The sequence below is a fragment of the Arcticibacterium sp. SM2516 genome, assembly GCF_057914865.1.
Map to the genome: position 1 here is coordinate 115,649 of NZ_CP195290.1, position 26,389 is coordinate 142,037.

21 protein-coding genes are annotated in these 26,389 nt (G+C 37.1%); 12 read left to right on the plus strand and 9 right to left on the minus strand.

The genetic code is table 11. From position 1 onward, the window contains the following. Nucleotides 1–2: 2 nt before the first annotated feature. From glmS to ACSBFT_RS00535, 4 genes are all read right to left on the minus strand, one after another. Nucleotides 3–1,841, minus strand: coding sequence for a glutamine--fructose-6-phosphate transaminase (isomerizing) (glmS, locus tag ACSBFT_RS00520; protein WP_463044780.1), 1,839 nt, complete (start codon nt 1,839–1,841; stop codon nt 3–5). Between the two features lie 101 nt (nt 1,842–1,942). Further along, nucleotides 1,943–3,307: a DUF4270 family protein gene (locus tag ACSBFT_RS00525; RefSeq protein WP_463044781.1), complete on the minus strand. Its 1,365-nt coding sequence runs from the start codon at nt 3,305–3,307 to the stop codon at nt 1,943–1,945. A 4-nt stretch (nt 3,308–3,311) separates the two neighbouring features. Next, nucleotides 3,312–4,121, minus strand: coding sequence for a glycogen/starch synthase (locus tag ACSBFT_RS00530; RefSeq protein WP_463044782.1), 810 nt, complete (start codon nt 4,119–4,121; stop codon nt 3,312–3,314). Nucleotides 4,122–4,235: 114 nt separating this feature from the next. Next, nucleotides 4,236–5,675: a M61 family metallopeptidase gene (locus ACSBFT_RS00535; RefSeq protein ID WP_489602841.1), complete on the minus strand. Its 1,440-nt coding sequence runs from the start codon at nt 5,673–5,675 to the stop codon at nt 4,236–4,238. A gap of 85 nt (nt 5,676–5,760) precedes the next feature. Between ACSBFT_RS00535 and rpmH the strand changes: the two genes are divergently transcribed. The 4 genes from rpmH (at nt 5,761) to tsaB (ending at nt 8,830) form a co-directional block, all read left to right on the plus strand. Continuing rightward, nucleotides 5,761–5,916, plus strand: a complete 156-nt coding sequence (gene rpmH / locus ACSBFT_RS00540) for a 50S ribosomal protein L34 (protein ID WP_341227090.1) — start codon at nt 5,761–5,763, stop codon at nt 5,914–5,916. A gap of 128 nt (nt 5,917–6,044) precedes the next feature. Continuing rightward, entirely contained in the window at nt 6,045–6,413 is a 369-nt protein-coding gene (gene rnpA / locus ACSBFT_RS00545) for a ribonuclease P protein component (RefSeq protein ID WP_489602843.1), read from the plus strand. A 69-nt stretch (nt 6,414–6,482) separates the two neighbouring features. After that, nucleotides 6,483–8,135: a S41 family peptidase gene (locus tag ACSBFT_RS00550; RefSeq protein ID WP_463044785.1), complete on the plus strand. Its 1,653-nt coding sequence runs from the start codon at nt 6,483–6,485 to the stop codon at nt 8,133–8,135. Then, nucleotides 8,135–8,830, plus strand: coding sequence for a tRNA (adenosine(37)-N6)-threonylcarbamoyltransferase complex dimerization subunit type 1 TsaB (tsaB, locus tag ACSBFT_RS00555; protein ID WP_489602845.1), 696 nt, complete (start codon nt 8,135–8,137; stop codon nt 8,828–8,830). Before ACSBFT_RS00550 ends, tsaB begins: the two co-directional genes overlap by 1 nt. 32 nt (nt 8,831–8,862) lie before the next feature. Here the strand turns inward: tsaB and hpf are convergent, their stop codons facing one another. From hpf to ACSBFT_RS00570, 3 genes are all read right to left on the minus strand, one after another. Continuing rightward, nucleotides 8,863–9,219 carry a ribosome hibernation-promoting factor, HPF/YfiA family gene (gene hpf / locus ACSBFT_RS00560; protein WP_463044787.1) on the minus strand — a complete coding sequence of 119 codons (357 nt, stop codon included), beginning with the start codon at nt 9,217–9,219 and terminating at the stop codon, nt 8,863–8,865. 106 nt (nt 9,220–9,325) lie between these two features. After that, nucleotides 9,326–10,879 carry a hypothetical protein gene (locus ACSBFT_RS00565; protein WP_463044788.1) on the minus strand — a complete coding sequence of 518 codons (1,554 nt, stop codon included), beginning with the start codon at nt 10,877–10,879 and terminating at the stop codon, nt 9,326–9,328. A gap of 2 nt (nt 10,880–10,881) precedes the next feature. Further along, nucleotides 10,882–12,327, minus strand: a complete 1,446-nt coding sequence (locus ACSBFT_RS00570) for a TonB-dependent receptor (RefSeq protein WP_463044789.1) — start codon at nt 12,325–12,327, stop codon at nt 10,882–10,884. A 276-nt stretch (nt 12,328–12,603) separates the two neighbouring features. On the opposite strand from ACSBFT_RS00570, the gene ACSBFT_RS00575 reads away from it, so the two are divergent. Together ACSBFT_RS00575 and ACSBFT_RS00580 are read left to right on the plus strand one after the other, a co-directional pair. Then, a complete protein-coding gene (locus ACSBFT_RS00575; protein WP_489602848.1) occupies nt 12,604–16,071 on the plus strand; it encodes a M4 family metallopeptidase in 3,468 nt (1,155 codons plus the stop codon). 582 nt (nt 16,072–16,653) lie between these two features. After that, a complete protein-coding gene (locus tag ACSBFT_RS00580; protein WP_489602849.1) occupies nt 16,654–17,838 on the plus strand; it encodes a glycosyltransferase in 1,185 nt (394 codons plus the stop codon). Between the two features lie 242 nt (nt 17,839–18,080). Here ACSBFT_RS00580 and ACSBFT_RS00585 read toward each other — a convergent pair whose 3' ends face one another. After that, complete coding sequence (locus ACSBFT_RS00585; protein ID WP_463044792.1) at nt 18,081–18,365, minus strand: hypothetical protein; 285 nt, start codon at nt 18,363–18,365, stop codon at nt 18,081–18,083. 636 nt (nt 18,366–19,001) lie between these two features. Between ACSBFT_RS00585 and ACSBFT_RS00590 the strand changes: the two genes are divergently transcribed. Further along, nucleotides 19,002–19,184 (plus strand): hypothetical protein, encoded by a 183-nt coding sequence (locus ACSBFT_RS00590; RefSeq protein WP_463044793.1) that lies wholly within the window; start codon nt 19,002–19,004, stop codon nt 19,182–19,184. A gap of 50 nt (nt 19,185–19,234) precedes the next feature. On the opposite strand, the gene ACSBFT_RS00595 is transcribed toward ACSBFT_RS00590, so the two are convergent. After that, nucleotides 19,235–19,729 carry a YcxB family protein gene (locus tag ACSBFT_RS00595; protein ID WP_463044794.1) on the minus strand — a complete coding sequence of 165 codons (495 nt, stop codon included), beginning with the start codon at nt 19,727–19,729 and terminating at the stop codon, nt 19,235–19,237. 354 nt (nt 19,730–20,083) lie between these two features. Here ACSBFT_RS00595 and ACSBFT_RS00600 point away from each other — a divergent pair, with 354 nt between their 5' ends. From ACSBFT_RS00600 to ACSBFT_RS00620, 5 genes are all read left to right on the plus strand, one after another. Continuing rightward, nucleotides 20,084–20,458: a response regulator gene (locus tag ACSBFT_RS00600; RefSeq protein WP_463044795.1), complete on the plus strand. Its 375-nt coding sequence runs from the start codon at nt 20,084–20,086 to the stop codon at nt 20,456–20,458. Between the two features lie 12 nt (nt 20,459–20,470). Next, entirely contained in the window at nt 20,471–21,235 is a 765-nt protein-coding gene (locus tag ACSBFT_RS00605) for an MBL fold metallo-hydrolase (protein ID WP_489602850.1), read from the plus strand. A 187-nt stretch (nt 21,236–21,422) separates the two neighbouring features. Next, nucleotides 21,423–23,810 carry a TonB-dependent receptor gene (locus ACSBFT_RS00610; RefSeq protein ID WP_489602852.1) on the plus strand — a complete coding sequence of 796 codons (2,388 nt, stop codon included), beginning with the start codon at nt 21,423–21,425 and terminating at the stop codon, nt 23,808–23,810. Nucleotides 23,811–23,899: 89 nt separating this feature from the next. After that, nucleotides 23,900–25,561, plus strand: coding sequence for a VRR-NUC domain-containing protein (locus ACSBFT_RS00615; RefSeq protein ID WP_489602854.1), 1,662 nt, complete (start codon nt 23,900–23,902; stop codon nt 25,559–25,561). A gap of 18 nt (nt 25,562–25,579) precedes the next feature. Then, nucleotides 25,580–26,296, plus strand: coding sequence for a hypothetical protein (locus tag ACSBFT_RS00620; protein WP_489602856.1), 717 nt, complete (start codon nt 25,580–25,582; stop codon nt 26,294–26,296). Nucleotides 26,297–26,389: the final 93 nt, after the last annotated feature.

Sequence of the window (26,389 nt, forward strand, 5' to 3'; positions counted from 1 at the left end):
GTTTACTCTACCGTTACAGACTTTGCAAGGTTTCTAGGCTGATCTACATTTCGACCTCTTAAAACCGCAATATAATAGGACAGCAATTGAAGAGGAATAGAGGTCAGCAGGGGAGAAACCATTTCATGACTCTCAGGAATTTCAATGGCAAAATCGACCATCTCTTTTAATGTTTCATCTCCTTCATTTATCACCGCAATAACACGACCCTTCCTAGCCTTTACCTCTTGTATATTAGAAACGACTTTGTCATAAGAACTATCTTTAGTGGCAATAAAAACCACCGGCATATCTTCATCAATAAGAGCAATAGGCCCATGTTTCATTTCTGCAGCAGGGTATCCTTCTGCATGAATATAGGATATTTCTTTCAGTTTTAATGCTCCTTCTAATGCCACTGGAAAGTTTATTCCTCTCCCTAAGAAAATGAAATTAGATGCGAAAGTAAAGAGTTTAGAAATGTCTTTGATTTCATCCACCTTGCTAAGAATGTCCTCTATTTTGTTCGGAATAGCGGCTAATTCAGAAAGGAGTCTTCTGTAAACATCGTCTGTAATGGTGGCTTTTTGCTTTGCCGTAGCTATCGCTATCATGGCTAAAACGGTAACTTGTGCCGTGAAGGCCTTGGTACTGGCTACGCCAATTTCTGGGCCTGCATGGGTATAAACACCAGCTTCTGTTAATCTAGAGATAGAAGAACCCACTACATTGCATATTCCCAAAATGGTGGCACCTCTTTGCTTGGCTAACTCTAAAGCGGCCATCGTATCGGCTGTTTCTCCGGATTGTGAAATGGCAATGACAAAATCACCTTCCTTTACAATGGGGTTTCTGTATCTAAATTCCGACGCGTATTCCACCTCGACATTTATTCTGGCCAATTCTTCAAAAAGATATTCCCCCACCAAACCAGCATGCCATGATGTTCCGCAGGCTATGAATATTATCCTCTTCGCTTTTGATAGTTTATCTAAGTGATTTGTGAGTCCACCAAGTTGGATATGTGAGGTTTCGACATTTAATCTACCTCTCATACAATCACCTATCGATTTAGGCTGCTCAAAAATTTCTTTAAGCATAAAGTGCTCAAAACCGCCTTTTTCAATAGACTCTAACTCCATTTCAACGGTTTGAATAAATGCTCCTTTAGCAACATTTTCCAAACTCTTGACCTCCAAGATGCCGTTTGACACCACCGCAATTTCATAATCGTCTAAATAGACCACTTCTTTGGTGTATTCTATAATTGGCGTAGCGTCTGAGGCAAAGAAATATTCGTCCTTTCCCACACCAATTACCAGTGGGCTCCCTTTTCTAGCGGCTATAAGCTGGTTAGGAACATCCTTATCTATGACCACTATGGCATAAGCACCTTCCACCTTAAGTAAGGCTAGCCTTACAGCTTCCTCTGTAGAGCAGTCTTTCTGTATTTTTATATCTTCTATGAAGTTTATCAAAACTTCAGTATCAGTTTCACTATGAAAAACGTATCCTTTATTTAAAAGAGATTTTTTAATAGAAGCGTAATTCTCAATAATACCATTATGTATGATGGCCAGGGTTTGACCCTGAGAAAAATGCGGATGTGCGTTTATGTCGTTAGGCTCACCGTGAGTGGCCCATCTTGTATGACCTATTCCTATGGTGGCGTGAAGTTTTTTGTCTTTTAATTCTGCTTCCAAATCGGCTACTTTCCCCTTTTTCTTATAAACCTTTAGGCCGTCACCATTTAGAAGCGAAATTCCAGAACTATCATATCCTCTGTATTCGAGTCTTTTTAGTCCTTTAATAATTAAAGGGGCTGCTTCTCTATGCCCTACATAAGCTACTATTCCGCACATATTATTGAGTATGAATTTTAATTCATGCAAAAGTAAAGAAACCTTACCGCTATTGCGATAAGGTTTCTTTTTTTATAACCAGTTTTAGAACCTAAATACTGTTACTTTTCTGAGTAATAAAGGTTTAATTTGAAGTTCTTAAGTACTATTCTATTAAAGCCAGCATTAAATACTTGGGCAGAATAGCCAGTTGAACTCAAAGGAACACCAGCGACTAGCAATATTCCATTGTCATTTTTTTTCTTTGCCGTTATGGCCTGAATGTAAGGCGTTATATCTGCCACAAAAAGATTTGTAGAGTCATTATAAGTACTTAAAATTCCAGTGGTAGCATTTGTAGTATAGTTAACATACCCATAAGCATTATTCACTCTTTTAACCCTTTGGTTATCGCCAAGTTCAATAAAGGTGATAAATGGAGCTATAGGGATGCCGCTCTTCAAGGTGTTAACATCTGCTGAAAATTCAATTTCCGCTCTCCCAACTTGTGGGTTCTTTAATTTTGAGATTGCTGGAAATGCTAGTTTGGCTGCTACACCTGTTCCCGCTTGTACAAAAACGTTGTTATTTGTCTGAGTACTACTAATACTTCCGGTTTTAAGTGTTAAACTAGAAATGGATGTACCCGCTCTGTTAGCCGCAATCTTATTATATCTACCTGCGTTAAACTCAAATGTGTAGCCATTTGCAGTGGTCGTATTTGCTTCATGAAAAAGTAAGTTTAAACGAGAATATCCAGTAGCAGTAGAGGATGTACCTAGGTTAAATGCCACCAATGTTTTAGCTCCCGCCTTGGCAGATATCCTAATGCCTTTGAAAGCTTGAGCAAAAGCTACATTTGTGGCTGATGCATCCTTATTTGCCAAAGCCATTAATTCTTTTCCCATAGCATCAGGGAGTTTGATATTAATATACAATGTTAAGGAATCTGAAGGATCGTAAAAGTCTGCTCTCGTAAGCTTTTTTGTTGCCAAAGGCGTTGGATCATAATTCAGTTCGTCGTCGTAATTGTAGTTCTTCCCAGAGACTAACGGTTCGGTAAGCCTATGAATTTCAATAGTCATATTGGCCAAACTGTCTCCATAAAATAGAAGGTCTCTATTTATTAGACTTAAAATCAGTGAATCGTAAACCACATTAGTTGGTGTCGTTAGAGCCGCTGTCTCCGTCTGAAAAGTTAGAGGATTTGAGGTTTGGCTTAGAGAAGGTTGCAAATAAGCTACCGAAGACACTTGTCCAAAAGAGGGGTCGTCTAAAGAGCCGACCAATGCTGCCGATTGACCCGAAGTAATGGCAGAATCCATTAAATAGGTACTTGTTTGAATGCCTAGCGTATCTGTAAAGAAGGTCTCTCCACTTCCTCCAGTGCCAGGAAGACCAATGTTTGTTGGATCTTCACAGGACAAAAAGAAAGCGGAAGTCAGTATTAGAACTGAATTCCGCAATAATTCGATTTTATTAAGCATAAAACTATTCTGCCAAATCTGTGTAAAGTTGGAAAAATGTTTCTGTGATATTCTCGTCTTCAATTTGAGCATCAATTTTCTTTTCAGCAATTTCATTAACGATGTCGCTTATGTCTGAGTCTAAATTTTCATTAGCTTTAACCACAACATCTGCGTATTGACAACCAATTTTAATAAAGCCAGTAAAATCTCTAGATCTTAAATTGGCCAAGTTTTCGTCAGAAATATCTAACATTTTAGCCTTTGGAATCATGTCTTGGCTAAACTTATGGTCGAATACATTATTATAAACGGTGAAAACAGACTTAGTATTTTTAAACATTGGGTCGTTTTTATAAGTTGTTTTCAAATAAAGCGGAACCAAAGCAGTCATCCAGTCTGTACAGTGCACGATATCAGGAGACCATCCTAATTTTTTTACGGTTTCTAGAGCACCTTTACAGAAGAAAATGGCACGTTCGTCATTGTCATCATAAAATGCTCCTTTCTTATCTGTAAATACAGTTTTTCTATGGAAATAGTCGTCGTTATCTAAAAAGTATACCTGTAATTTCGCAGACGGAATAGAAGCCACCTTAATAATCAACGGCTTTTCTTCATCTCCTACAGTAATGTTTATCCCAGATAGTCTTACCACTTCATGAAGTCTATTCTTACGCTCATTTATAGTACCGAAGCGTGGCATCAGAATTCTGATTTCCATGCCTCTTTCCTGCATCTCTTGAGGTAATTTTTTAGTCAGACTTGCAATTTTTGATAATTCTAGAAATGGATCGATCTCGCTCGTAAGATAGAGGATTCGGATTTTGCTCATAAAAGACTATTTTTGTTAAATATGAGGAAGGTGCTTCCTAATTAGGCTGCAAAGATACTAAAAAAAAAACTAATCTTTCCCAAACAATTCGCTTTAGCTTTTATAAGAAAGCTTTTAACCCTCTGGAATTAAACCCTTCTGAGTCGAAATATCCGTTATTTTTATAAACCCTTTTGAGTCTTCTGATAATCCAAATCCTAAGCTTTTAAGGGCTTCGTTGGTTTCGATTTTTATAGAAGCATTCCCTTCAATAATATTTGTGAAATATGAGCTTATGTTTTCTCCAATCACTTCTTTGCAGTTATGGCGATAATCCTTGTAGGAATAGCCTATGAAGGGTTTTCCGAAGTTTATCCATAAAGATTTCATAAGGTCGTCTAAGCCTTTTGTACCGTTTGTTTTCTCCTTTATAAGAGCGTGTAAAATTAAACTTGCAATAGCTCCTTTGAAGTAAACGGAGACTTTTCTGTCTGGAACTCCAGTTTCATAGCCATCAAGCCAGAGATCGTAAGAAGACGCTAATAAAGATTGGTCTGCCTTATCTGAGTGCTCAAAATGTCTCCTCAAGGTCGTTTCTAGTTCTTTTTTGTAAAGGGTTTTGTTAAAAACACCAGCTCTATACAAAATCCAATCACCATAAAAGGTGGTTAAGCCTTCTGCCACAAAGCAAGTTTGGAAGTAGTTTTCTTGAGAATAATCATAAGGTAAAAGTTCCTTAGGTCTTATTTTTTTGACATTCCATGTATGAAATAGTTCATGCGAAGCCAGTCCAAGAAGGTCAACATAGATGTCATCAAAGTTTTGGGCGTCAGGCCCAAGAGTCATCATGGTAGAGTTGTGATGCTCCACGCCGTGATAATACGGTTTTGACATCATCCAGAGCATAAAATGAAACTCCTCCTCTGGGAATTCTCCAAATATCCGGATTTGCTCTTCTGTAAATTTCTCAAAATCTCTTAGAACTCTTTCCCATGGAATTTCAATTTTACCTTTTACCCAGATGTGGAATTTATAGCCCATACACGCATAAGATTTATGCTGTATTGCAGAGGATATCATAAAGGGAGAATCTACTAAGTCGTGAAAGGATTTAGCGGTAAACAAAGTTTTATTTCCAGTTTTGATGTGCTTCATTCCTGAAGCCACGTCTTGATTTGCCTCAAAAGTAACCTCAAGTCCGCAGGGTTGGTCTTGCTGATCTTCAAGGTAAAGACAGCAATTTATGGGGTTAATGTACAAGAAAGTTTCGTCGATATAACTGCCTCCAGCGTTTTGAATATCGGCATAAAAATCATAAATAATTTTGAAGGAATGCTGCCCTTTAGTACTTACTTCCCACACGTCTTTTTTGACCTTTTTTATGGCTAATGGAGTCCCATTGAGCGACTCAGATCTGACACTTTTAATATTTTTGGAAAAATTTTGAATTTCATATCTTCCTGGTCTCCATGCTGGCAAATTGACCTTTTGACGCCGTTTAGTTACGTTTGAGAAGGTCGCTTCTATTTGAATATACTTACTGTTAGCGTTTTTACGTGAAAATTTGTAATTCATTCTGGCTTTAGCTTTTGAAATAAAGAATTAAATATATACTTTTGCAGTCCCAAATTTAGGAAAGGACAAAATTAATTGAATTAGAATGAAACGTACATTCCAGCCGTCAAATAGAAAGCGTAAAAATAAACATGGTTTTCGTGAGCGTTCTGCCACAGTAGGTGGAAGAAAGGTTATTAAAGCACGTCGTACCAGAGGTAGATGGAAGCTGACCGTTTCTGACGAAAAGACGCATAAATAATCTATATAGCATTTCGGACTTTGATTGGCCACCTTTTTTGGTGGCTTTTCTTGTTTGTGATCCACCCATGTGTGGTGTTTCTATGCCTTTTATATGTAATTTTGGCTTCAGATAAACTTTATTGCTAATTGGATAACTCTCTTAAAAAATCAGAACGATTATGTCACGTAAAGGTGATTGACAGTCTTTTTGATAGAAGAAATGGGGGGAATAAAAGCAATAGTGCTTATCCAGTTTTGATGATATACAGTAGTTCGCTTACTGTTGAAGGAACAATGCCAAAGGTTTTATTTTCTGTTCCTAAAAGAAAATTCAAAAGAGCCGTAGATAGAAATCTCATAAAAAGGAGATTAAGGGAGGCTTACAGGCTCCATAAAAATATATTGCAAAATCAGGCTTCTCTTCGAATTGCCTTTCTTTACACCGCAAAAGAATCTCTAGAATATTCCAGAATAGAGGAGGCCATGATAAAGTTATTGGGTAATATTAAAAATTGATTTTTAGATATTAAAAGACTGGATTGGATTTTGCGTTAGTATATAAAATCATTGTCAACCTAATTATAAATGAAAAAGACGTACAGATTTCTGGTGGTGGGGTTAATTGCCTCAACTTTAGCCTTGGTTGGCTTTAAATATGAAGATCGTTATTTTGAGATTGCGAAGAATCTTGACATTTTTGCTACGCTTTTTAAAGAACTCAATGCCCTTTATGTGGATGAAATAAATCCAAATAAGGTGATGCGGACAGGTATCACAGCCATGCTTAAAGAGCTGGATCCTTATACCAACTTTTACCCTGAAGATGATATTGAAGACTACCGCACGATGGCCACAGGGAAATATAACGGGATAGGTGCAACAGTTAGTAAAGTCTATGGGGAACATACCGTAGTGATGATTTATGAGGGTTCTCCAGCAGATAAAGCTGGTATTAAAATAGGAGATGTTTTCAGTAAAATAAATGGCGTAAGTCTGGAAGGAAGAGATAATGATCAGTTAGGTCGGTTATTAAAAGGTCAAACAGATACCGAAGTAGCCTTAACTATTAAGCGTTTTGGGCAAAATAAACCTTTGAATTTGACGGTTAAAAGAGCCGTGGTTAAAACGCCGAACGTCCCACATTACGGGATGGTCAATGAAGAGGTTGGTTATATTCAATTAAACGATTTTAGTGCTACGGCCGCCGCAGAAATAAAAGCTGCTTTTGAGGAAATGAAACTTGAAGGCATGAAAAAACTAATTCTAGACTTGAGAGGAAATCCTGGAGGTTTGTTGAATATGGCAATTGATATTTGCAACTTTTTTATTCCTAAAGGAGAATTAGTGGTAGAAACAAAAGGGAAAGTAGGACAGTGGAATAAGAAATATACGGGAAGGTTTAATCCAATCGATTTAGATATTCCGGTGGCGGTACTGATAAGCAGTGGTAGTGCATCAGCTTCAGAAATAGTGAGTGGAACATTACAAGATTATGATAGAGGCGTGGTGATAGGGCAGAAGTCTTTTGGGAAAGGATTGGTACAAACAACCAGGCCATTATCTTTTAACACCCAGTTAAAAGTAACCACGGCCAAGTATTATATACCTTCTGGAAGATGTATTCAGGCCATAGATTATAGTCATAGAAACGAAGATGGTTCAGTTGGGAAAGTTCCTGACTCTTTAAAATCAACGTTTTACACCAAGAATGGTCGTCCTGTTTACGATGGTGGTGGTGTTGACCCAGATATTTATTTAGAACCCAAGGAATTGGCTGCCTTGACTAAACAGTTGACTAGGGAAGGACTAATTTTTGATTTTGCCACGGAGTACTACTTTAGTCATCAAAATAATGTTCCTGGTGATAATTTTACACCCTCAGATGAATTGTATAAATCCTTTGAGAGTTTTGTGAAAAAGTCTGGCTTCCAGTATACGAATGAGGCTGAAGAGGCTTTGGCGGATTTAGAGGCTCTAGCTAGTAATGATAAAGGTTACGCTGCTATGGGGGCGGCATTAGCTCCATTGAGAAGCCTGGTGAATAAGAAAAAGAATGCAGACATGGAGCTTTATAAGGATCAGATTAAAGACGAATTGGCTTTGGAGATATTGAGTAGATATCATTACGATAATGCCATGAAGTTTGTGTCTTTTGAAAAAGACCAAGAGGTGCAGGAGGCTTTAAAACTTTTTAAAGATATGCCTCGTTATAAATCCATTTTGGCAGGTAAGAAATAATGGCTGTAATATTAAGCATAGAAACATCCATCAACGGTTGCTCGGCGGCAGTTCATGAGAATGGTATACTGATTTCTAATTTTGAGCTTTTTTCGGAGCGTTCCTCGGCAGAGATGCTTACGGTACTTATTGGCGATGCCTTAAAAGTTTGTAAAAAACAATTTTCAGATTTAGACGCTGTGGCGGTCTCAAAGGGGCCTGGTTCTTATACTGGGCTTAGGATAGGCGTAAGTACCGTGAAAGGCATTTGTTATGCTCAAAACCTGCCTTTGTTATCGTTTAATTCATTAGATATAATGACTGCGGAAGTCGGTAAATTCTTTGATGGCTTAATCTGTCCTATGTTAGATGCAAAAAGGATGGAGGTTTACTGTAAAATAGTTTCTGTCAAAAGCGGGGATGAACGGATGCCTACTTCCGCTCTTGTGGTTAATGAAAGTTCTTTTAAACAGTATTTGGCGAGTAATAAGGTGCTTTTCTGTGGAGAAGGTGCGGAGAAGCTCAAAGGCGTTATCATCCACGAAAATGCGATGTTCTTAGGCTCTGAGATTAGACCCAAAGCCTCCGCTATGGGATTTATGGCTTATGAGAAATTTAAAAATGGGCAGTTTGAAGATGTGGTGGAATTTGAGCCTTTTTATTTGAAAGAATTTGTGGGAACCACACCTTCTAAAAATAAAAAAGTCACGGCTTAAACCGTGACTTGAAATATAGGAATTTATAAATCTTAATCTTCTTCTTCAGAAACCTCTAAGACAACTTCTGGCTTCTGATGACTTTTAGTGTCATTTTGTTTTTGTTTTGCCTTTTTAACTTGGCGTGTTAGTACGTCCAGTGCTATGTCTGTAGCCTCTTCAAACGAATCTCCCTCTTCTTTGACAAAAATAGTTTTACCAGGAACACTTAAACTAACTTCTATTAACTTCTTCTGGACTTTAGAACTATCGCCTTTTTCTAATTTTAGGTACACGTCTGCCCCAGTTATTCGGTCATGAAATTGATCTAACTTATTTAACTTTTTCTGAATAAAGTCAACTAATGAACTATCAGCTGTAAAACGAACTGCATTTACTTTTAGCTTCATATTTTATTTGGATTTGAAATGTATAATATGACCAATAACAGATAAACAGTGCTTTAAAAAAGCCGTTTGTCTATTAAGATGAAACTACTAAGATTTAGCGTTAAAATCAATCAGAAGTCCTATAATCTTTAAAACTTTTTTTAATGTTGGCGTCTGTAGCTTTTTTCTTGGATTCCCAACTAGCATCCAGTTCTAGGGCCACCAGCCCTTTAAGGTTCATGGTGGTCATGAAGCCATCAATAGATCTATTAAAATTAGCTTCTCGTCTAGTGGACTTTAAAGCATAGTCTCTAGCAAAGATATCTCCTTTGGTTTGGATTTCATTTTTCTTTTCAATCACATAGTTCAATCTATCGATGAGGTCTTTCATAGATTTTCCTATTACTTCCGTGGCTTCTAGTGTGCCAATAGTAAGGACGGTAGTACCTCCAATTGTAGAGATGGTTCTTTGCAAAGACTCTTTATCTTTTGTGAAAATAGATGATAAGCCAGTTGTAGCACCTAAAGAAGCATTTACAACAGATCTATTTTTCTTACCCTTTTTAGCCCTGTTATAAGATTTTTTTAATTGCTCTTCTTTTTCCTTGAGCTGCTCCAGTAATTCCCATGCCCTAGTTAGTGTGCCTTGATAGAGGTTGAAGTTCTTTTTGTCTGTTTCTTCTTCGTTGACGGCATTATCTACACGGAACAAAATTCTTTTAACTTCTCTCTTTTGTGTTTTATCAATGACAAAGAAGTCGATATAAAAATTCACGGAATCTGCTGGGTCTTTAACAAAATTATAGTCTGGAGTCCAGAAGAATTCATATTGATTTTGCGTATTTTTTACCAAACTCTGTTTTTTAACTTCAGGGTTATTGGCCAAAAAATCAAAAGTTTCGATGTCTTCATCACCGTTAGGGTCTGATAGATAAAAGCCAATATTTATGGTTTCGTTTTCTTTCAAAACTATCTTTTCTACCTTAGGTAAGACGGTGATGGCTGGTGGTAAGTCAAGTTTAGTAGGAACCAGCTTTAATCTTCCTTCAGTTCTTTTTTTGCTAGGCTGATCTTCTACAGAAAAGCTGACAAACTTTGGAGACTTTTGCAGGTCTTTGAACTGCGTGTAAGAAGGAGACCAGGTTACTTCACCTCTAGAATTAATATTCATACCCTCTGGAAGATCTTCCACAGACGGAATAAAAACTAAGGGGTCGCCGTCCTCGTCATATACCAGCGAATTTTCCACTTGGTATTTATTTTGAGTGTTATATTGTATATAAAACGGTGTAAGCTCATTAACAATAGGGGGTCTATTGGTATGTTTTACATATACGTCTAGGGTTCTTGATACAAAATCACCCGAATCCGATTTGGCTTCCACCAAAATTTGATAGATTTTCTGTTTCTCAATTCTGTCCACCATGTTATAGTCTGGCGTCCAATGAAAAAAGCCAGTTGAGTCTAGAGACATGCCAACTTGCTTGCCTTGGCTGATATTGAAAGTGAATTCTCTATCGTCTTCGTTATTGGCAATGCCTAGGCTAAATTCTCCACTTTTACCTTCCTCAAACTTGCTCCATGTATCTCCATATGGGAAAAGGATTTTGTAATTGGTTTGAGCTTGACTAGTAGCTACAAAACTTATGAATATTAGGGTAATTAAAAGGGCTGATCGCATTATTATACTTCTTCTTTTTTAGGAAAAACAACGCACGGAAATCCGAATAAACATCTTGTCTTAATCATTTCTGCTACTTCATGAGGAACATTTTCTTCCCATCCTTCTTCGCCTTTTTTGATAAGCTCCAACATGTTGTCGGTCTGTACGTCTAAATTTTTTGGGTTATAGTGATATATGTCTTCAATCTTATGGTTGGCAATTAAATACCTATATAAGTCTATAAGTTCCATGGTCGGATTAAATTTCATACAGTTAAGTATGGAATTGTTCCTTCTGGTAGGATAAACGTAAAGTTTTACATTTCGTCCAAAGAGCGTTGCAAAGGACTCCAAGATACCACCTGGCAGGTTTGTATAGTGTTCTCCTTCAAAAATATATTCCAAATTAGGGTATCCAATGATAAGCCCAATTTTGTGTTGAGTGATTTTTGATAAATAAGAAACCAGTTTATAATATTCATGATAATTAGTGATCATTACGGTTTGTCCAAGAGAGCAAAGTATATCTACTCTGTCTAAAAAATCCTTTTCGTCAATAAGTTCACCGTCTTGCCCTTCTTGGAGAGATTGGAGGGTGAGCTCATTAACCACAAGTACATTCTCTTTATCTACGTCTGATTCTCGAAGATATTGTTTAACACCATTATCAAGCATATCTAAATGTACATTAATTACGGGTCTGAAACGTCCTCTTAGTACTACAATGTGCTTTTTATAAAGACATTCGTCTGGCTGAATAATATTTCCGTCTGAGCCAAATAAAGCCACGTCAGAAAATCCATACTTCACTAAATGCAAACTCATCAATCTGCTGTCCACTCCTTTGAAGTCTGGTCCGTCAAACCTTATCATGTCAATTTGGATACGTTCTCTGTCCAGATTATCCATAAGAGAAAGCAGCAAAACCTCTGGGTTTTCGTAATAATAAAAACAACCATAGATAAGATTAACGCCTATAATGCCTAGTGCCTGCTGCTGAAGCAAATTGTCATTATCGTGCATGGTGATGTGTATGACCACATCGTTATACTCAGAGCCCGGTTTTGTCTGGAATCTGCAGCCTACCCAGCCATGTGCGGTGTTGTTTTTGTGATAATTCAAAGCCACTACGGTGTCTGAGAAGGCAAAAAACTGTGTGTTTTCTCCTCTTTTTTCGCTCAATCTCTCTACCATAAGGTCATACTCATGGTCTAGCATACTTAAAAGACGCTCTTGACTTACGTACCTTTTGGTTTTTACTTCACCATAAATAGCATCAGAGAAGGTCATGTCATAGGCAGACATGGTTTTAGCAACTGTGCCACTGGCACCGCCAGATTTGAAAAACTGTGCCGCTACTTCCTGTCCAGCTCCAATCTCCGCAAACGATCCATAGATTCTCTTATCAAGGTTTAGTTTGAGGGCTTTCTGTTTGGTAGCTAAACTCTTTTCATGTGTAGTAGGCATGGTTTTTTTGATGAGATGGTTTTGAAAGAGGTTTGAAAACTATTTTCTAAGAACAAAATAGGTCTGAGACAAACTTACAAAAATTTGCACTTTTTAAAGTATTTTAACTCGATTAACCCTGTTTTATTGTACTATGTGCCTTTTAGAAATTGATTTGTTTGAGATCTCTTTGCAGTTTTTTTAGAATGCCCACGGACTTTTTTAATTATCTTTGAAAGCATCTTATATAAACCCCTTAAAATTACTGAATTGAAAATTTCAGTAAGTTCTGAAAATATGAAAAATATTATACATATTGGTTTGATAGTATTTTGTATATCTAATTCTTTTGCACAGTCAGGATTCGATTCAAAGAAGCAAAAGAGCAAAGTTCCTGCTCAATTAGATAGGGCGTATATAGAAATAGATGGTAGAAACGCTTCTACCCAAAATCTGAGGCAATCATCTAAGAAAATGGGTGTTCAACTTCATGAATCTATGGACTTTAAGACCTATAAAGATGCGGAAAGCGGAGCCATCATATTTATTGAAAACAAAACGATTTTAGGGAAAGATAATAATGCAAGGAAATCTACAAAGGCTCTAGAATCGGAGTTTTTGGGAATGATAAAAAATCAACTGAAAATTAAGAACCCAGAAACTGAGTTTGTACCCATATCTTCTGATACAGACGCCAAGGGTTTAAGACATTCAAAATTTCAACAGGAATTTGGAGGTGTTAAAATTTATGGGGCAGAGGTTGTTTTACATGGTAATTCGGATAGAATTAACAGCCTTAACGGAAGAGCCTATCCAACGCCAGAAAACTTGAAATTGGAGGCTAATCTTACAGAAAGTAATGCCATAGCATTGGGTTTAAAGGAAATAGGAAAAACCTCAATTGTTCAAAAAAGTGGATTGCAAGGAAGCTTGCTGACTATGGTTGAAGATAAGGCAGAACTCATTATTTATCATCAGAAAGATGTTCCGGTGCTTGCTTATGAACTTACTTTAAAGCCGAATTTTTTGGAAAGATGGGTGGTGTTTATGAATGCTCAAACGGGGGAGATTTTAGATAAGTATAATCACACTTGTACTTTGGATGGTGTTTTTAAAACAACAGCCAAAGACTTAAACGGTATGAGTAGGAGCTTCCATATTGTTGAAAATAACAATACTTACTTCCTGATTGACGCAGCTAAACCCATGTTTAATCAAAGTCAATCAAAATTGCCAAATGCTCCGGTTGGAACTATATGGACTATTGATGCCAATAATTCCAGTATTGCTGGTGATATGGAATTATCTCATGTGACTTCTAATGATGGTTTGACGTGGAATCCTACCGCTGTTTCTGCACATCATAATGCTTCTATCTGTTACGATTTTTATAAGGAAAAGTTTAATAGAAACTCTCTTAATGCTAAAGGGGGGAATATTATTTCGGTTATAAATATCACAGATGAAGATGGAAAAGGCATGGATAATGCTTATTGGAATGGTGAGTTTATGGGTTACGGAAATGGAGCTAGTGGATTTAAGCCATTGGCCGGAGCTTTGGATGTAGCTGGGCATGAAATGACACACGGCGTTATAGAAAACACTGCCAGACTGGAGTATAGAAATCAATCTGGAGCATTAAACGAGTCTTTTGCGGATGCATTTGGGGCACTGATAGACAGAGATGACTGGACGCTGGGAGAGGATGTGGTGAAAATTAGTGTTTTCCCTTCTGGTGCTTTAAGAAGTTTAGAAAACCCTAATCAGGGTGGAAAAAGAGACCCAGGCTATCAGCCAATGAATATGAGCCAGTATGTTTATCTCAGAGATGTACCTAGCGAAGATAATGGTGGGGTGCATATTAACTCTGGTATCCCAAATCATGCCTTTTATTTATTTGCTACAGGAGTAGGAATGAATAAGGACAAAGCGGAAAAGGTTTATTATCATACGCTTACCAATTACATGACCAGAACTTCTCAGTTTGTGGATTTGAGGTTAGCTGTTATTCAATCGGCGAAAGATTTATTTGGAGAAGGGCAAGAGTCGGCGGCAGCCACTGCTGCGTTTGATGCCGTGGGAATTGCCGCACCAGGAACAGGCCAGCAAATACCAGATACAGAAGAAGAAACTATTGAAGTAAATCCAGGGACAGAGTCATTAATAGTTTATGAGCCAGCAGGAAAAAGCCTTTATCGAGGGGTTTCGGGTGTGTATGACCTTATTGCAGAGGGCAAGGGTTGTAAAAATAAACCGAGTGTTACGGATGATGGAACCGATATGTATTTTGTGGGCAGTGATGGTAATATCTATAATGTAGACTTAACGAAAAACCCAACCAGTGCCCAGGTTCTTACCAGCAATAAAGCATGGTCAAATGTGGCTATTTCTAAAAATGGTAAACTTCTGGCGGCTCTTACATCCTCTGAGGATGGAAAAATTTACGTGATAAATTTAGAAACCGACCAACAGGCAAGCTTTAAACTTTATAACCCTACCTATACACAGGGTGTTTCCACTGGCGAGGTGCTTTATGCTGATGCCTTTGAATGGGATTATTCCGGAGAATACATTGTTTACGATGCTTTTAACAGGGTGAGTAGTTTGTTTGGAGATCTAGAATATTGGGATGTGGGTTTGTTAAGAGCCTGGGATGTGAATACTAATAATTTTGCTAACGGCGATATTGAAAAGATTTTTACCGATTTAGATGAAGGAGACAATATTGGAAATCCAGCTCTGTCAAAAACAAACCCTAATATCCTTGCTTTCGACTACCTAGATGCTATCGAAGAGAAGTTCTATATTTTGGGTGTTAACCTTAATTCAGGAGATCTTAATTTAATGATTGAAAACAATGCGATAGGTTACCCAGACTATTCCATTGACGACAGGTTATTGGCTTACACGGCAGAAGAAGCTGTGGGCGAAGTGGTTAAAACCATTCCTTTAAATGCAGATAGAATTTCCACAAATGCGTCAAGAGGTACGCGGATTTTTGGGGAAGGACAAGATAAATGGGTGGTATATTACGCTCAAGGACAGCGAAAGTTGCCATCAAAAGAAGCTCAAACCATTCAGTTTGATAAGGTATCGGAGCAAAATGCCGGAGCTTCTCTTACACTAAAGGCAGTGGCAAGTTCAGGTTTAACGGTTCTTTTTAGTGTTATTTCTGGCGATGCCAGTATCAGTGGCAGCCGTATAGTTTTAGGAAATACGCCAGGTTTGGTGACCGTTCAGGCCTATCAGGTAGGAGGGAATGATTTTGCATCAACCAGTGTAGAACAAAGCTTTTGTTTAAAACCTCAAGCTCCGTCTATTACTACGGATGGAGAGAAAGTTTTTGCTTCTAACTCCAGTATGTATCAATGGTATGTAAATGGTAATCCGCTGGGTGGGCAAACAGCAAACAGTGCTATTGTAATAGATAGAAACGGAACTTATAGTGTGAAGGCGGCTACCCCTGATGGTTGCTTAAGTTCGTTTTCAAACGAAGTGGAGGCAAGGCTGCAAGGTGTTTTAGGGACAGAGCCAAACGCCCTGTCTGACCTTTTGGTCTTTCCTAATCCTACTCAGGACGAGCTTAAAATTGGTGTGCCTTCTGGAAGCCGTTTTTTATCGGCAGAAATACGCAATATCAAAGGTAAGTCTGTTTTGAAAACAGACAAGGACATCATTAGCATTGGTCATTTTAATGCTGGTGTTTACATTATCAAAGTAGCAACAGATAAAGGAGATGCATATAGAAAATTGGTGAAGCTGTAAACAGGCCTGTATTGCGGTATATTATAAAGAAGAATGGTCTATGGGCTTTGTGAATTATGATTCGAAGACCATTTTTTTCTTCTCCGTTAACCTTAAAACACCCCTTAAGATTCTCCAATCCATACGTTGGGTTTAAGCTAGCATAATGGTAGAAAAATTAATGTGCTTGACAAGGAAACGTCAAAGTTTTGAAACCCAATGGGTTGTAATACATTGGGTAAGGTTACGTTTTTTTGTCAAAGGATTTTCTCCTGAGTAAGGCAGTTAGGCAAGGAAATTGCTTTATTCTTTAAGTCACCCAAATTGGAATTTAAGCTATAAAAAGAGTCGGGATATATCTAACCAAGCATCTTTTTAGAATATAATCGTTTTCAATTTTTTAGGAATACGGATAGCACCTATTAGTTCTTGAGGTAATAAGGTATTCTTAATGGTGTTGAAGGACTTTTCTGGGCTTCTTGTGTCTCATTGTAGATGAAAGGGCTATTTAAAGAGAAAGGTCATTCTGAGGCAAGCCATGAAAAGAAAAAAACGTTTATGCATATTAGTGACTAATATCCGCATGATTAAAGAAGAAGTAAGATGAAGAAGAAGAAGCTTAAAATAGCCATAGTTTCAAGTTATCCTCCAAGTGAACATAACCCCAGCGAATATGGATATCATCTTATAAATCATTTTAGGAAAAAGTCGCTCGATTACGAAAAGGTCATTTTGCTTTCCGATAGGCTTCCAAGTAAACAGGAAATTAACTTTGTAAGTCAGCCAGTGCCCATTGAAAATTATCAAATTTGGGATTTTAACGGGTTGACTAATCCTTATAAAATATTAAAGGCGGCTAAAGCTTCCGGTGCAGATGTGGTCTTATTTAATTTACACTTACGCTCATTTGGGGATAGGAAATTGGCCGTTGCGGTGAGTATGTTAACGCCGTTTTTAACCAGAATTAGTGGTATACCCACGATGGTGATTCTCCATGGAGGAGTTCCTGAAGTATATGCTAATAAAGGACTAAAAGAGACTGTTAATGGTATTTTTAAGAGCCTACTAACACGTTTTATGTTATCTGCTAATGTTTTAGGTATTACTACTTCTAAGTATGTAGAGCTTTTGGAAAAGAAATATAAAGCCAAGAACGTAGCGTTAATTCCATACGGAAGCTTTGATGTTTCCACTAAACCAGCTTTTGATTTACCAGAAGGAGCATTACAGGTGCTGGTTTTTGGAGAAATGAGCAGTTCTGGTGAAAATGGCGGCTATAAAAAATTAGAGGAGATTATAGAGGCCGTGGCTCTAATTAGATCTAGAACTACCTTAGAAATAGAAATTGTGATCGCGGGAAGCGATGAAACAAGTATGTCTGGTTATTTGGGTGGCATATTAGAAAAATATAGAACGGTTCGGCAGCTTAAATTTACCAGTTTAATAGATTTGCCTATTCTTTTAAGAAGGTCTGCACTATGCGTTTTCCCATATCGGTATGCCAATGGAGGATGTTCTGATTTGCTTAATCAGGCCGCTAGTTATGGTAAAGCATTAGTGATACCGAAGCCGGGCAGTTTAGCTACATGGATGGATGGAGAAGGTTATTCTGCCGATTTTTATGAACCCAACTCCGTGAAAAGTTTGGCGGACAGTATTCAGAAAGTATTAGAAAATAACGAGTATCGTTTTTATCTAGCGAAAAGAAATTATTTGGCGGCATCTTTCTTGCCTATGGAAGACATGGTGGATTGGTATTACCTGCATTTTCAGAAAATATTAGCCTAGAATTACGGTTTATTGAGTGAACTATGCACACCTCAGGTGTGCATTTTTTTTGTTCAGATTTACGGACAGGGTGAATTCTTATTTATTAAACAGATCTCTTGGCAGAATCAATGTATTATACAAACGGTGACTATGGTAGCTGAGAACCTCCCGATGGTCATCTGTACTAGTTTAAAATCATGTTGCAAGGTCTAATATCCTTGTCACGGTTTGGTTTGACCCTTAAGGCGGAGCGTTGAATTCTAAATGGTACTAATAGACTTTGGAATCAACTCTAAAAACTTGGTTAGATTCAGAAGGTTATAAATAGAGCTGTCTTTATTAATTTTCAAAGTCATTCTGCCATTATTATCTTGAAGCAATTTATAGGTAGTGGCTATAGCATTTACGGCTACCAAGTCGGCAGCTTTTGTGTTGCTCACATCAATATGTAAAAATTGCGTTCTGCTTACAGATTTGTTCAATACTTTTTTCCATTCAAGAGCTTTTTCGTTGATGAAGTCTCCCTCGATGATCATTGTTTCCATAATTCTGCTGTTTAGTAGTTTTTAAAGTTTGATGGATAATTTTTAATTAAAAACACGACTTTTAGTCAGGGAGTCAACGTTTCTCTTATTCATTTTAAATGCTAAAGAAGTCACTTTTATCAAATCCCATTTGAATAATTCGCTCGGAGGTTTTAATTAAAATAGGGTAAATATTTGTTTACGTATATGGAACATATCTAACAAAAAGAGTACCGATAATAGCAGATTATAAATTTCATTTTAGAATTATTTATTAATGCCGACTTGAGTATTTTGGAATAGCTACATGAAAAGTCATTCTTCCTATCTCTAGGAATCTATTGGAGGTATGAATTTCATTTTTAGTGGTTTTTAAATGAGGAGTTTTCTCTTGTATTTCATTGCTTATAAAGAGCTTAGTATATTTTTTTTGTTAGATTCGATGTCTTGGTTATTTGTACTATTTCAAGAATTAAAGGTTTCGTATAGTCTTGAGTGGGTGAAAATAAAATCATGCCAAAATGCCCATTTAATGCGTTAAATGTTCGTAAAAGGCTCCTTAAGTAGTCCTTTAGGCTGTTTTTAAATTAAGAAACTATTTGTACTATTCTGGCACTTTTTTTGTAGTAAATTACACGAATCTTGAATACTTGAAAAATGAGAATAAAAACTTTTGTTGATGCCGAATACATCGAGCAGGTAATGGAAATGAGTAAGGATGTTTTCTCTAAAGAGGAAGAACTCGAGTTTTTAAAATCCTGTTTGTTTTATCTCAAAGAAGGTATGTCAGCTCAAAATGCCATAGAAATGTCAATGGTTGATTATTTGGTGGACATGTAACAAAAAAAAAGAATGACTTTGCAGTCATTCCCTCTCATCTATTTATTTTCTTAATCTAAAAGACCTTTACGTCTTAAAATATTGTCCATAAGTTTCATGTCGTGTTCGCTGTTGAATACATTTTTCGGAAAATGTAGAAACTGACCACGAGCTATATTCAATATGAAGCTGGCGTCATCCAGTCTTTCAGCAGATTGAATGGTGTCCCATTTAATAATACCACCCTCTTTCTTGTTCATTTTTATCATTATTTGCCTGCTATCTATCTCATAGGCAAACTTATCAAACATTTGGGCATTCTGCTCCATTTGAGTGGCAGCATAAAATTGTATATACCAAAAAGCAACATACAAAAGCCCTCCAACAATGGCGGTGACAAGAATCCACCAGTTTTTATAGACTCCAGAAAAATGGAGACCCAGTCCTAAAATCATGACCGCTAAAGGAATCAATAGCCACATCCAGCTTTTTTTAATTTGGCGTGTGAAAGCAATATTGATATACTTCTTCTTATCTAAGGCAAATTTCTTTGTTTTTATTATCATTTTCCGCTTTTAAAATGGAGGTGCAAAAATAGAAAACGCTAGGAAGAATACCGAACATTATCTTAAATCTTGATGCTCAAGAAATGGAATGTAGCAATCTAGGTTATTATATTTTTTTCAATTTATCAGAAAGTCTTCGTAATTTATCTCGGTCTAAATTCATGTTTCTGTACTATAAATATTAAGCCTTCTGAGGATAAATACTCATGATACAAACATACTTAAAAGCGTGGATTGGGCGAAAAACTATAAATAGTGAGGAACTTTCTATAAAAATCCTTGTATTAGAAATGAAGTAAACCACTTCTGTTCTATATTTACAACTCAAGTTCAAGCGAAATCTTTAATAAAAATATGTCTGTAACGAAAAATGTTCTAATAGCTGAGGACTCTTCAGTAATCCAAAACCTAGCAAGAAAAATTCTTGAATTCCAAAATTTCAAAATCACTGTTGTGAAAAATGGTGAGCAAGTTATTCAGTTACTTGATAATGAACATTTTGATATCGTATTATTGGACATCAATATGCCTGTAATGGATGGTATTGAATGCGTTCAAGCTATCAGAGGAAATGAAGCAACAGCGAAACTTCCTGTAGTGGCCATTACCGGAAACGCAAGAAACTTTACGGAAGATGAGTATAAAGAGGCTGGTTTTAACGAAGTATTAATGAAACCATTAAATTTTGATAGGTTAGTAAAAGTAGTTAAAGATCTAACAGAAGATTAAGCTGTTTTAACTATGACCATCACAATTTTGGGTACTGGTACTTCATCAGGCGTGCCAGTACTTACTTGTGGCTGTGTTGTTTGCAAATCCACCTACGGTAAGGATAAGCGGTTACGTGTATCTGTGTTGGTACAAACCGATGATTTAGATGTAGTTATAGATTCAGGTCCAGATTTTAGGCAACAGCTTATGCCGCTGGGTTTGGAAAAACTAGATGCCCTTATATTTACCCATGAACACAAGGACCACACTGCGGGTTTAGATGATGTTAGGCCTTTCAATTACATCAGCGGAAAGAAGTACCTTAATATATATGGTAGACTCTCCGTTTTGGAGCAACTAAAAAGAGAGTTTCATTATGCTTTCTTGGAAGAATCTTATCCAGGAGTGCCCTTAATTCATACCAATGTTATTGAAAACAAACCATTCTTTATAGAAGGTCTGAAGGTTACACCCATAGAAGTGATGCATCACAAATTACCAGTTTTTGGCTTTAGAATAAAAGACTTTACCTATATCACCGATGCCAATTTTATTTCAAAAGAGGAATTGGAAAAAGCCAAAGGCTCAAAAATATTAGTGCTGGATGCACTTCAAAGAACCCCACACATTTCTCACTTTACTTTAGAACAAGCGATAGAAATAGCAAAAGAAGTAGGTGCTGAACAAACCTATTTTACCCATATTTCCCATAAAATGGGTCTGCATGAGGAGGTTAATAAAGAGCTTCCCAAAGGAATGGCTCTGGCCTACGATGGACTTTCCTTTACCCTTTAAGTATCTCATTTTTTCTCAGAATTAAGGGCTAAGGACTCCGAATTAATCCAAAATCAACAGTATCTGTCGTTTACTTGCTAGTATTCGCCGATTAGACCGACTTTCCATTCTTGAAAATGGTTTCTTTGTAAATATGAAATTTATAAAGCATTCCTTCCGCTCGGGCGGTCAAAAAAACTTTTTTATCATGAAGTCCTTATTGAAAGCAGTTCTTGTAGTGTCATGTTTATGCACTTTTGTTACCATATCATTGGCACAAGATGCGATTGGACTTGTAGTGAAAGGTGAGGTGATAAATGGACAAACTGGCTTAGCAATTGAGTTTGCTTCCATAGCACTTTTAGATAAAACGACTAAAAAGCCAATTACTGGAACTACCGCTAGTATTTCTGGAGCTTTTGAGATTGAAACCAATGCCAAGAACTTTATCGTGGAGGTGAGTTCTATTGGTTATAATAATCTCATGGTAAAAGAATTAAAAGCCATAGATGGTGTTATGAATCTCGGAAAATTGAAGTTGGAAGAGAATAATACCATGTTAGAAGAAGTGGTGATAAGAGCAGAAAAATCTCAGACGGAGTTTCAATTAGATAAGCGTGTATTTAATGTAGGAAAAGATTTATCTACCACTGGAGCCAGTGCTTTAGAAATATTGAATAATGTGCCTTCCGTAAATGTCAGCATAGAAGGTCAAATTACCCTAAGAGGTAGTGCAGGTGTTCAAATTCTTATCAACGGTAAACCTTCTGTGATGGCTTCAGGTGAAGGAAATGCACTGGGTACCATTACCGCAGATATGATTGAGAAAATTGAGGTCATTACTAATCCTTCGGCAAAATATGATGCAGAAGGAACGAGTGGTATTATCAATATCATCATTAAAAAAGACGAAAGAAAGGGTTTTAATGGCTCGGTTTCCTTAAATACAGGTATTCCAGATAGCCATAGCATAGGTATAAGTTTAAACCGAAGAACAGAGAAATTCAATTTGTTCTCGCAGCTTGGAGCAGGGTATAGGTCTTTACCAAACAAGATGGAAAACATTAACCAAGACTTAGTCACCAATCAAATCATTAATAGTGCAGGTACAGAATACAGAAACGAGACTTTTTATAACTTCATTTTAGGTACAGACTACCATCTGAACGATTATAATGTTTTTACGCTTTCAGGAAACTTTGCTTATGAAATAGAAGACGGACCCTCTAAAACAGATTTTAGCTTGTTGAATGCCCAAAATCAAGTAGTATCAGAATGGTACAGAGAAGAAGTTACCGAGGCTAATAACCCAAAATATCAATACGATTTCCAATACAAAAGAGACTTTAAAGACCATAAAGATCATACACTTCTGGCCTCTGCTGTAGGTAGCTTTTTTGGAAAAGACCAGTCTTCTCAGTTTGGTAATACATATACATTTGGTACAGGTTCTTTAACGGATCAACAAACCAGGACGAACTTCAAAGAAGCAGAGAATCTTTTTAAGGTGGATTATACAAGACCTTTCTCAGAGGCTTTTACTTTGGAGCTGGGCTCGCAATATGTGATTAATGATGTGAGTAACGATTATTCTGTTAGCGACCAGATAGATGGTGCTTATGTAGAAAATGCGGCATTAACCAATCTTTTTGAATACAATCAAAAGGTGTTTGCGGTTTACTCAACTGGTTCATATGAAGGGGAGAAGTGGGGCATGAAACTAGGTTTAAGAATGGAAAATACAGACTTGAATACCTATTTGGCGACCACAGATGTTTCGAATACTCAGAAATACAATAATCTTTTCCCGAGTTTACATTCCACTTATAAAGTGTCCAAAGAGTTTTCTGTTCAGGCGGGTTACTCCAGCAGAATATATAGACCTCGTTTATGGGATTTGAATCCATTCTTTAACATCAGAAACAACTTTAACGTACGTACGGGTAACCCCGATTTATTGCCAGAATTTACAGACTCGTATGAGTTGACGGCCATCTACTTATTAGATAAGCTGTCTTTAAACGGAGCCATTTATTATAGACATACCGATGATGTGGTGGAACGTATTTCGACTTTTGAAGATGGCATAACTTATACCAAACCAACCAATATCGGTACTAATAAATCTACCGGTGTAGAAATAAACGGAAAGCTTTCTCCCGCGAAATGGTTGACATTTAATGGCGATTTCAACTATAGCATGTTTAAAAGAGAAGGTTCTTTAGAAGCGGTATTGTTTGATTTCAGTGCAAACCAATGGAGTACAAGATTGAATGCTAAAATTGGTTTGCCTAAAGATATTGATGTTGAAGTGAGCGGAAACTACCGTTCAAAAGTAAGAACCTTACAGGGCGAGGATTCCGAACAAGTCTATGCCGATTTTGGCATAAGAAAAAAGATCTTGAAAGGAAAAGGCGTAGTTAATTTAAGTGTTAGAGATGTGTTTGCCTCTAGAATTGGCAAATCGGAAACAGTTCAGCCAGCGTTTTACGTTTATAGCAGTAGACAAAGAGGTAGATTCATCGCTTTAGGTCTTAGTTATGGATTTGGTAAAGGAGAGGCTATGGAATATTCAGGTGCTAGAAGAAGATTCTAGGAAACGTCTCGCTTGCTAATATTTGTATCAAAGTGGCAGGCGGTATTTTAGGTCTTTGTTTGTAGATGCTAAAAGGATAAATTGCGTCTGTGTCAGAAAACGAAAATATATTACTTCCCCCAAAGTATTACTTAGACTATTTCAATTATCTACTTGATTTCGTCAAAGACAAATACAAGCATATCCTTGAAGAAAAGGAGTGGCGTTTTCTGCGTAAGTATTATGGCCTGTCTGAAGATGCCCAGTGCCTATATATAAGGTTTACCAACAGAAAAGGCCTTTTCTTTAAAACCAACAAACTAAACTATGCCGAGCTGGAAGATATTCCTGTGGCATTAGAAGAACTTCTGTCTAAAGGTTTTATTGAAGATTTATCGGTCAAACACATAGATTACCTCTCAGACTTATTGCACCTTAGCACCAAAGCAGAGGTATTGAAACTTGTTACGGAAAAGGGTCATTCTTCGAAAAGCAAAATAGAAATAACTGACTGGGTTAAAGAACATATTCCGGCAGAAGAAGTCGTAGAAAAATTGTCGGTTTTGCATCCCTTGGTTAAAATGGGCTTCGAGTATGAAGTTACCTTCTTTAAGTTTCTTTTCTTTGGGAATAGATACATGGACATGACCGAGTTTGTGGTCAGAGACCTCGGTTTTGTTCAATATTTCTCTCATGATGAAGATAAACTGGTGGCCAGATTTGAAACCCGAAAAGATGCGGAAGATAAATGGATGATTTCTGACCAAACGGACCTTTTTGAAAAACTCAAAAAGGAAGAAACGCCCGAAGCTCTTTATGATTGGTTTGACACCATGGTAGATAGTATTAAAGACCTCTCCGAAATAGCTAAACCAGCATTAGAGCGACTGACACTCAAGGTTGGCAGGCATTTAGAACGTCAAAAAGCAGAAGAGCTGGCGGTAGAAGTTTATAAAATGTGTGCACTATCACAGGCAAAAGAAAGACGTGTGCGGTGCTTGGTAAAGCTCAAACATAATGAGGAAGCTCTGGCTTTATGTGAAGACATGATAGCCAATAGTACAAATGCCGACGAGCACTTTTTTGCCAAGGATTTTTCTGGGAGGATTTTGACCAAATCTACCAGAAAGAAGAAACTCACCACCGAAAAACTTCACGAAGCAGAACGAATTACCATTCACAGCATTTACAGAGGAAATGTGGAGCTAGGTACCATAGAACATTATTTGGCAGAAGGGAAATATGCCATATTCTCCGAAAACCATCTTTGGCGAGGTATTTTTGGCCTTGTTTTTTGGGATATCATTTTTGACCCAAGTTTGGTGGCTTTTCACCATCCTTTTCAGCGTCGCCCGTCCGATTTACATTTGCCCGATTTTTATCTCAAACGAAAAGAACATATTCATGAGCATTTAAAAAGTTTTCAGGATATGGAAAGCCTGCTGCTTTTTATGGGAAGGAAATTTACCGACCATGAGGGTATCGCCAATCCTTTTGTGATATGGATGGAAGGAATGTGGGAAAGCATCAGAATAGCCACACAATACATCGGCTTAGAGCCCATCAAAGAGATATTGGTACATATCTGTCAAGACATCGTAGAAAACTCCAGAGGTTTTCCAGATTTGTTTGTTTGGGACGAAAACGGCTATGAGTTTGTAGAAGTTAAATCACCCACCGATAATCTCTCAAACCGCCAGCTGTACTGGCTAAATTATTTTGAAGAAAAAGGCATAAATGCGAGGGTGCTTAGGGTGTTTTTTGAGGAGTGATTTTAGATCTTTAAGTATATGGAAAGAACTAATCGAAATATTCTTGAAGAGCTTACATTTGAAATCTTTGCTGAAAGGGCAATAACAGATTTTGATAGTAAAAAGCTTGTTGATTGGGCTGTGGCTGCTATGGAGTTGGGCTTTGAAACGGAAAACCTATATATCTTGGCAGGATTAGACTATGATTCGACTGAAGAGCGTGAAGAGTATTTTTGGAAATGTACAGAGGATTTAGAATTGGAAGTTGAAAAAGATGAGGGAAAGTTAATAAACAAATATGCTTTAACTATTACCAATAGAGCAATTAGAAAAGAGATTGACATTACTTATGCTTTGAGTAAAATGTTGGAAATTGTTTCGGCCAGTGGATATGACGAAAGATACATGGTATTTTATGTAATTGACGAGGACTTGGATAGTTTGATTTATGATTACTCAACAAGGTGGAACTCCGAATTAACTAAGGAAAATTCAGAAGAGTTTATTTTGAAGGAAATGAAGCTTTTTGTCGAAATGGAAAACTTGAAAATACCTATAGAGAAACGGGATAAAAGTTATTGTAAAGAATGTGGGAGTTTAAATATTCCAGTATTGAAAAATAAATACCAATTCAAAAGGCCCTTTAAATATCAGGTCTGGAGTTGTGGAGTTTGTGGTTCAGAAAAGCTGAAATTTAACAATACACAGGAGGTGAAAAGAAGGATTATTGAAGATTTTAAGGAAAAAAGAGTCTGAAATTCCTACAGCTCAAATTTCTAAAACCCCAAACTCTACTCATTCAACTATTTTGTAGAGAAACAGATAAATACGAGACAGCTTCGTATGTTT

What these genes read in the sequence shown, in the direction of transcription:
- glmS (WP_463044780.1), bottom strand. Translation starts at nt 1,841, where the DNA reads ATGTGCGGAATAGTAGCTTATGTAGGGCATAGAGAAGCAGCCCCTTTA.
- ACSBFT_RS00525 (WP_463044781.1), bottom strand. Translation starts at nt 3,307, where the DNA reads ATGCTTAATAAAATCGAATTATTGCGGAATTCAGTTCTAATACTGACT.
- ACSBFT_RS00530 (WP_463044782.1), bottom strand. Translation starts at nt 4,121, where the DNA reads ATGAGCAAAATCCGAATCCTCTATCTTACGAGCGAGATCGATCCATTT.
- ACSBFT_RS00535 (WP_489602841.1), bottom strand. Translation starts at nt 5,675, where the DNA reads ATGAATTACAAATTTTCACGTAAAAACGCTAACAGTAAGTATATTCAA.
- rpmH (WP_341227090.1), top strand. Translation starts at nt 5,761, where the DNA reads ATGAAACGTACATTCCAGCCGTCAAATAGAAAGCGTAAAAATAAACAT.
- ACSBFT_RS00550 (WP_463044785.1), top strand. Translation starts at nt 6,483, where the DNA reads ATGAAAAAGACGTACAGATTTCTGGTGGTGGGGTTAATTGCCTCAACT.
- tsaB (WP_489602845.1), top strand. Translation starts at nt 8,135, where the DNA reads ATGGCTGTAATATTAAGCATAGAAACATCCATCAACGGTTGCTCGGCG.
- hpf (WP_463044787.1), bottom strand. Translation starts at nt 9,219, where the DNA reads ATGAAGCTAAAAGTAAATGCAGTTCGTTTTACAGCTGATAGTTCATTA.
- ACSBFT_RS00565 (WP_463044788.1), bottom strand. Translation starts at nt 10,879, where the DNA reads ATGCGATCAGCCCTTTTAATTACCCTAATATTCATAAGTTTTGTAGCT.
- ACSBFT_RS00570 (WP_463044789.1), bottom strand. Translation starts at nt 12,327, where the DNA reads ATGCCTACTACACATGAAAAGAGTTTAGCTACCAAACAGAAAGCCCTC.
- ACSBFT_RS00575 (WP_489602848.1), top strand. Translation starts at nt 12,604, where the DNA reads ATGAAAAATATTATACATATTGGTTTGATAGTATTTTGTATATCTAAT.
- ACSBFT_RS00580 (WP_489602849.1), top strand. Translation starts at nt 16,654, where the DNA reads ATGAAGAAGAAGAAGCTTAAAATAGCCATAGTTTCAAGTTATCCTCCA.
- ACSBFT_RS00585 (WP_463044792.1), bottom strand. Translation starts at nt 18,365, where the DNA reads ATGGAAACAATGATCATCGAGGGAGACTTCATCAACGAAAAAGCTCTT.
- ACSBFT_RS00590 (WP_463044793.1), top strand. Translation starts at nt 19,002, where the DNA reads ATGAGAATAAAAACTTTTGTTGATGCCGAATACATCGAGCAGGTAATG.
- ACSBFT_RS00595 (WP_463044794.1), bottom strand. Translation starts at nt 19,729, where the DNA reads ATGATAATAAAAACAAAGAAATTTGCCTTAGATAAGAAGAAGTATATC.
- ACSBFT_RS00600 (WP_463044795.1), top strand. Translation starts at nt 20,084, where the DNA reads ATGTCTGTAACGAAAAATGTTCTAATAGCTGAGGACTCTTCAGTAATC.
- ACSBFT_RS00605 (WP_489602850.1), top strand. Translation starts at nt 20,471, where the DNA reads ATGACCATCACAATTTTGGGTACTGGTACTTCATCAGGCGTGCCAGTA.
- ACSBFT_RS00610 (WP_489602852.1), top strand. Translation starts at nt 21,423, where the DNA reads ATGAAGTCCTTATTGAAAGCAGTTCTTGTAGTGTCATGTTTATGCACT.
- ACSBFT_RS00620 (WP_489602856.1), top strand. Translation starts at nt 25,580, where the DNA reads ATGGAAAGAACTAATCGAAATATTCTTGAAGAGCTTACATTTGAAATC.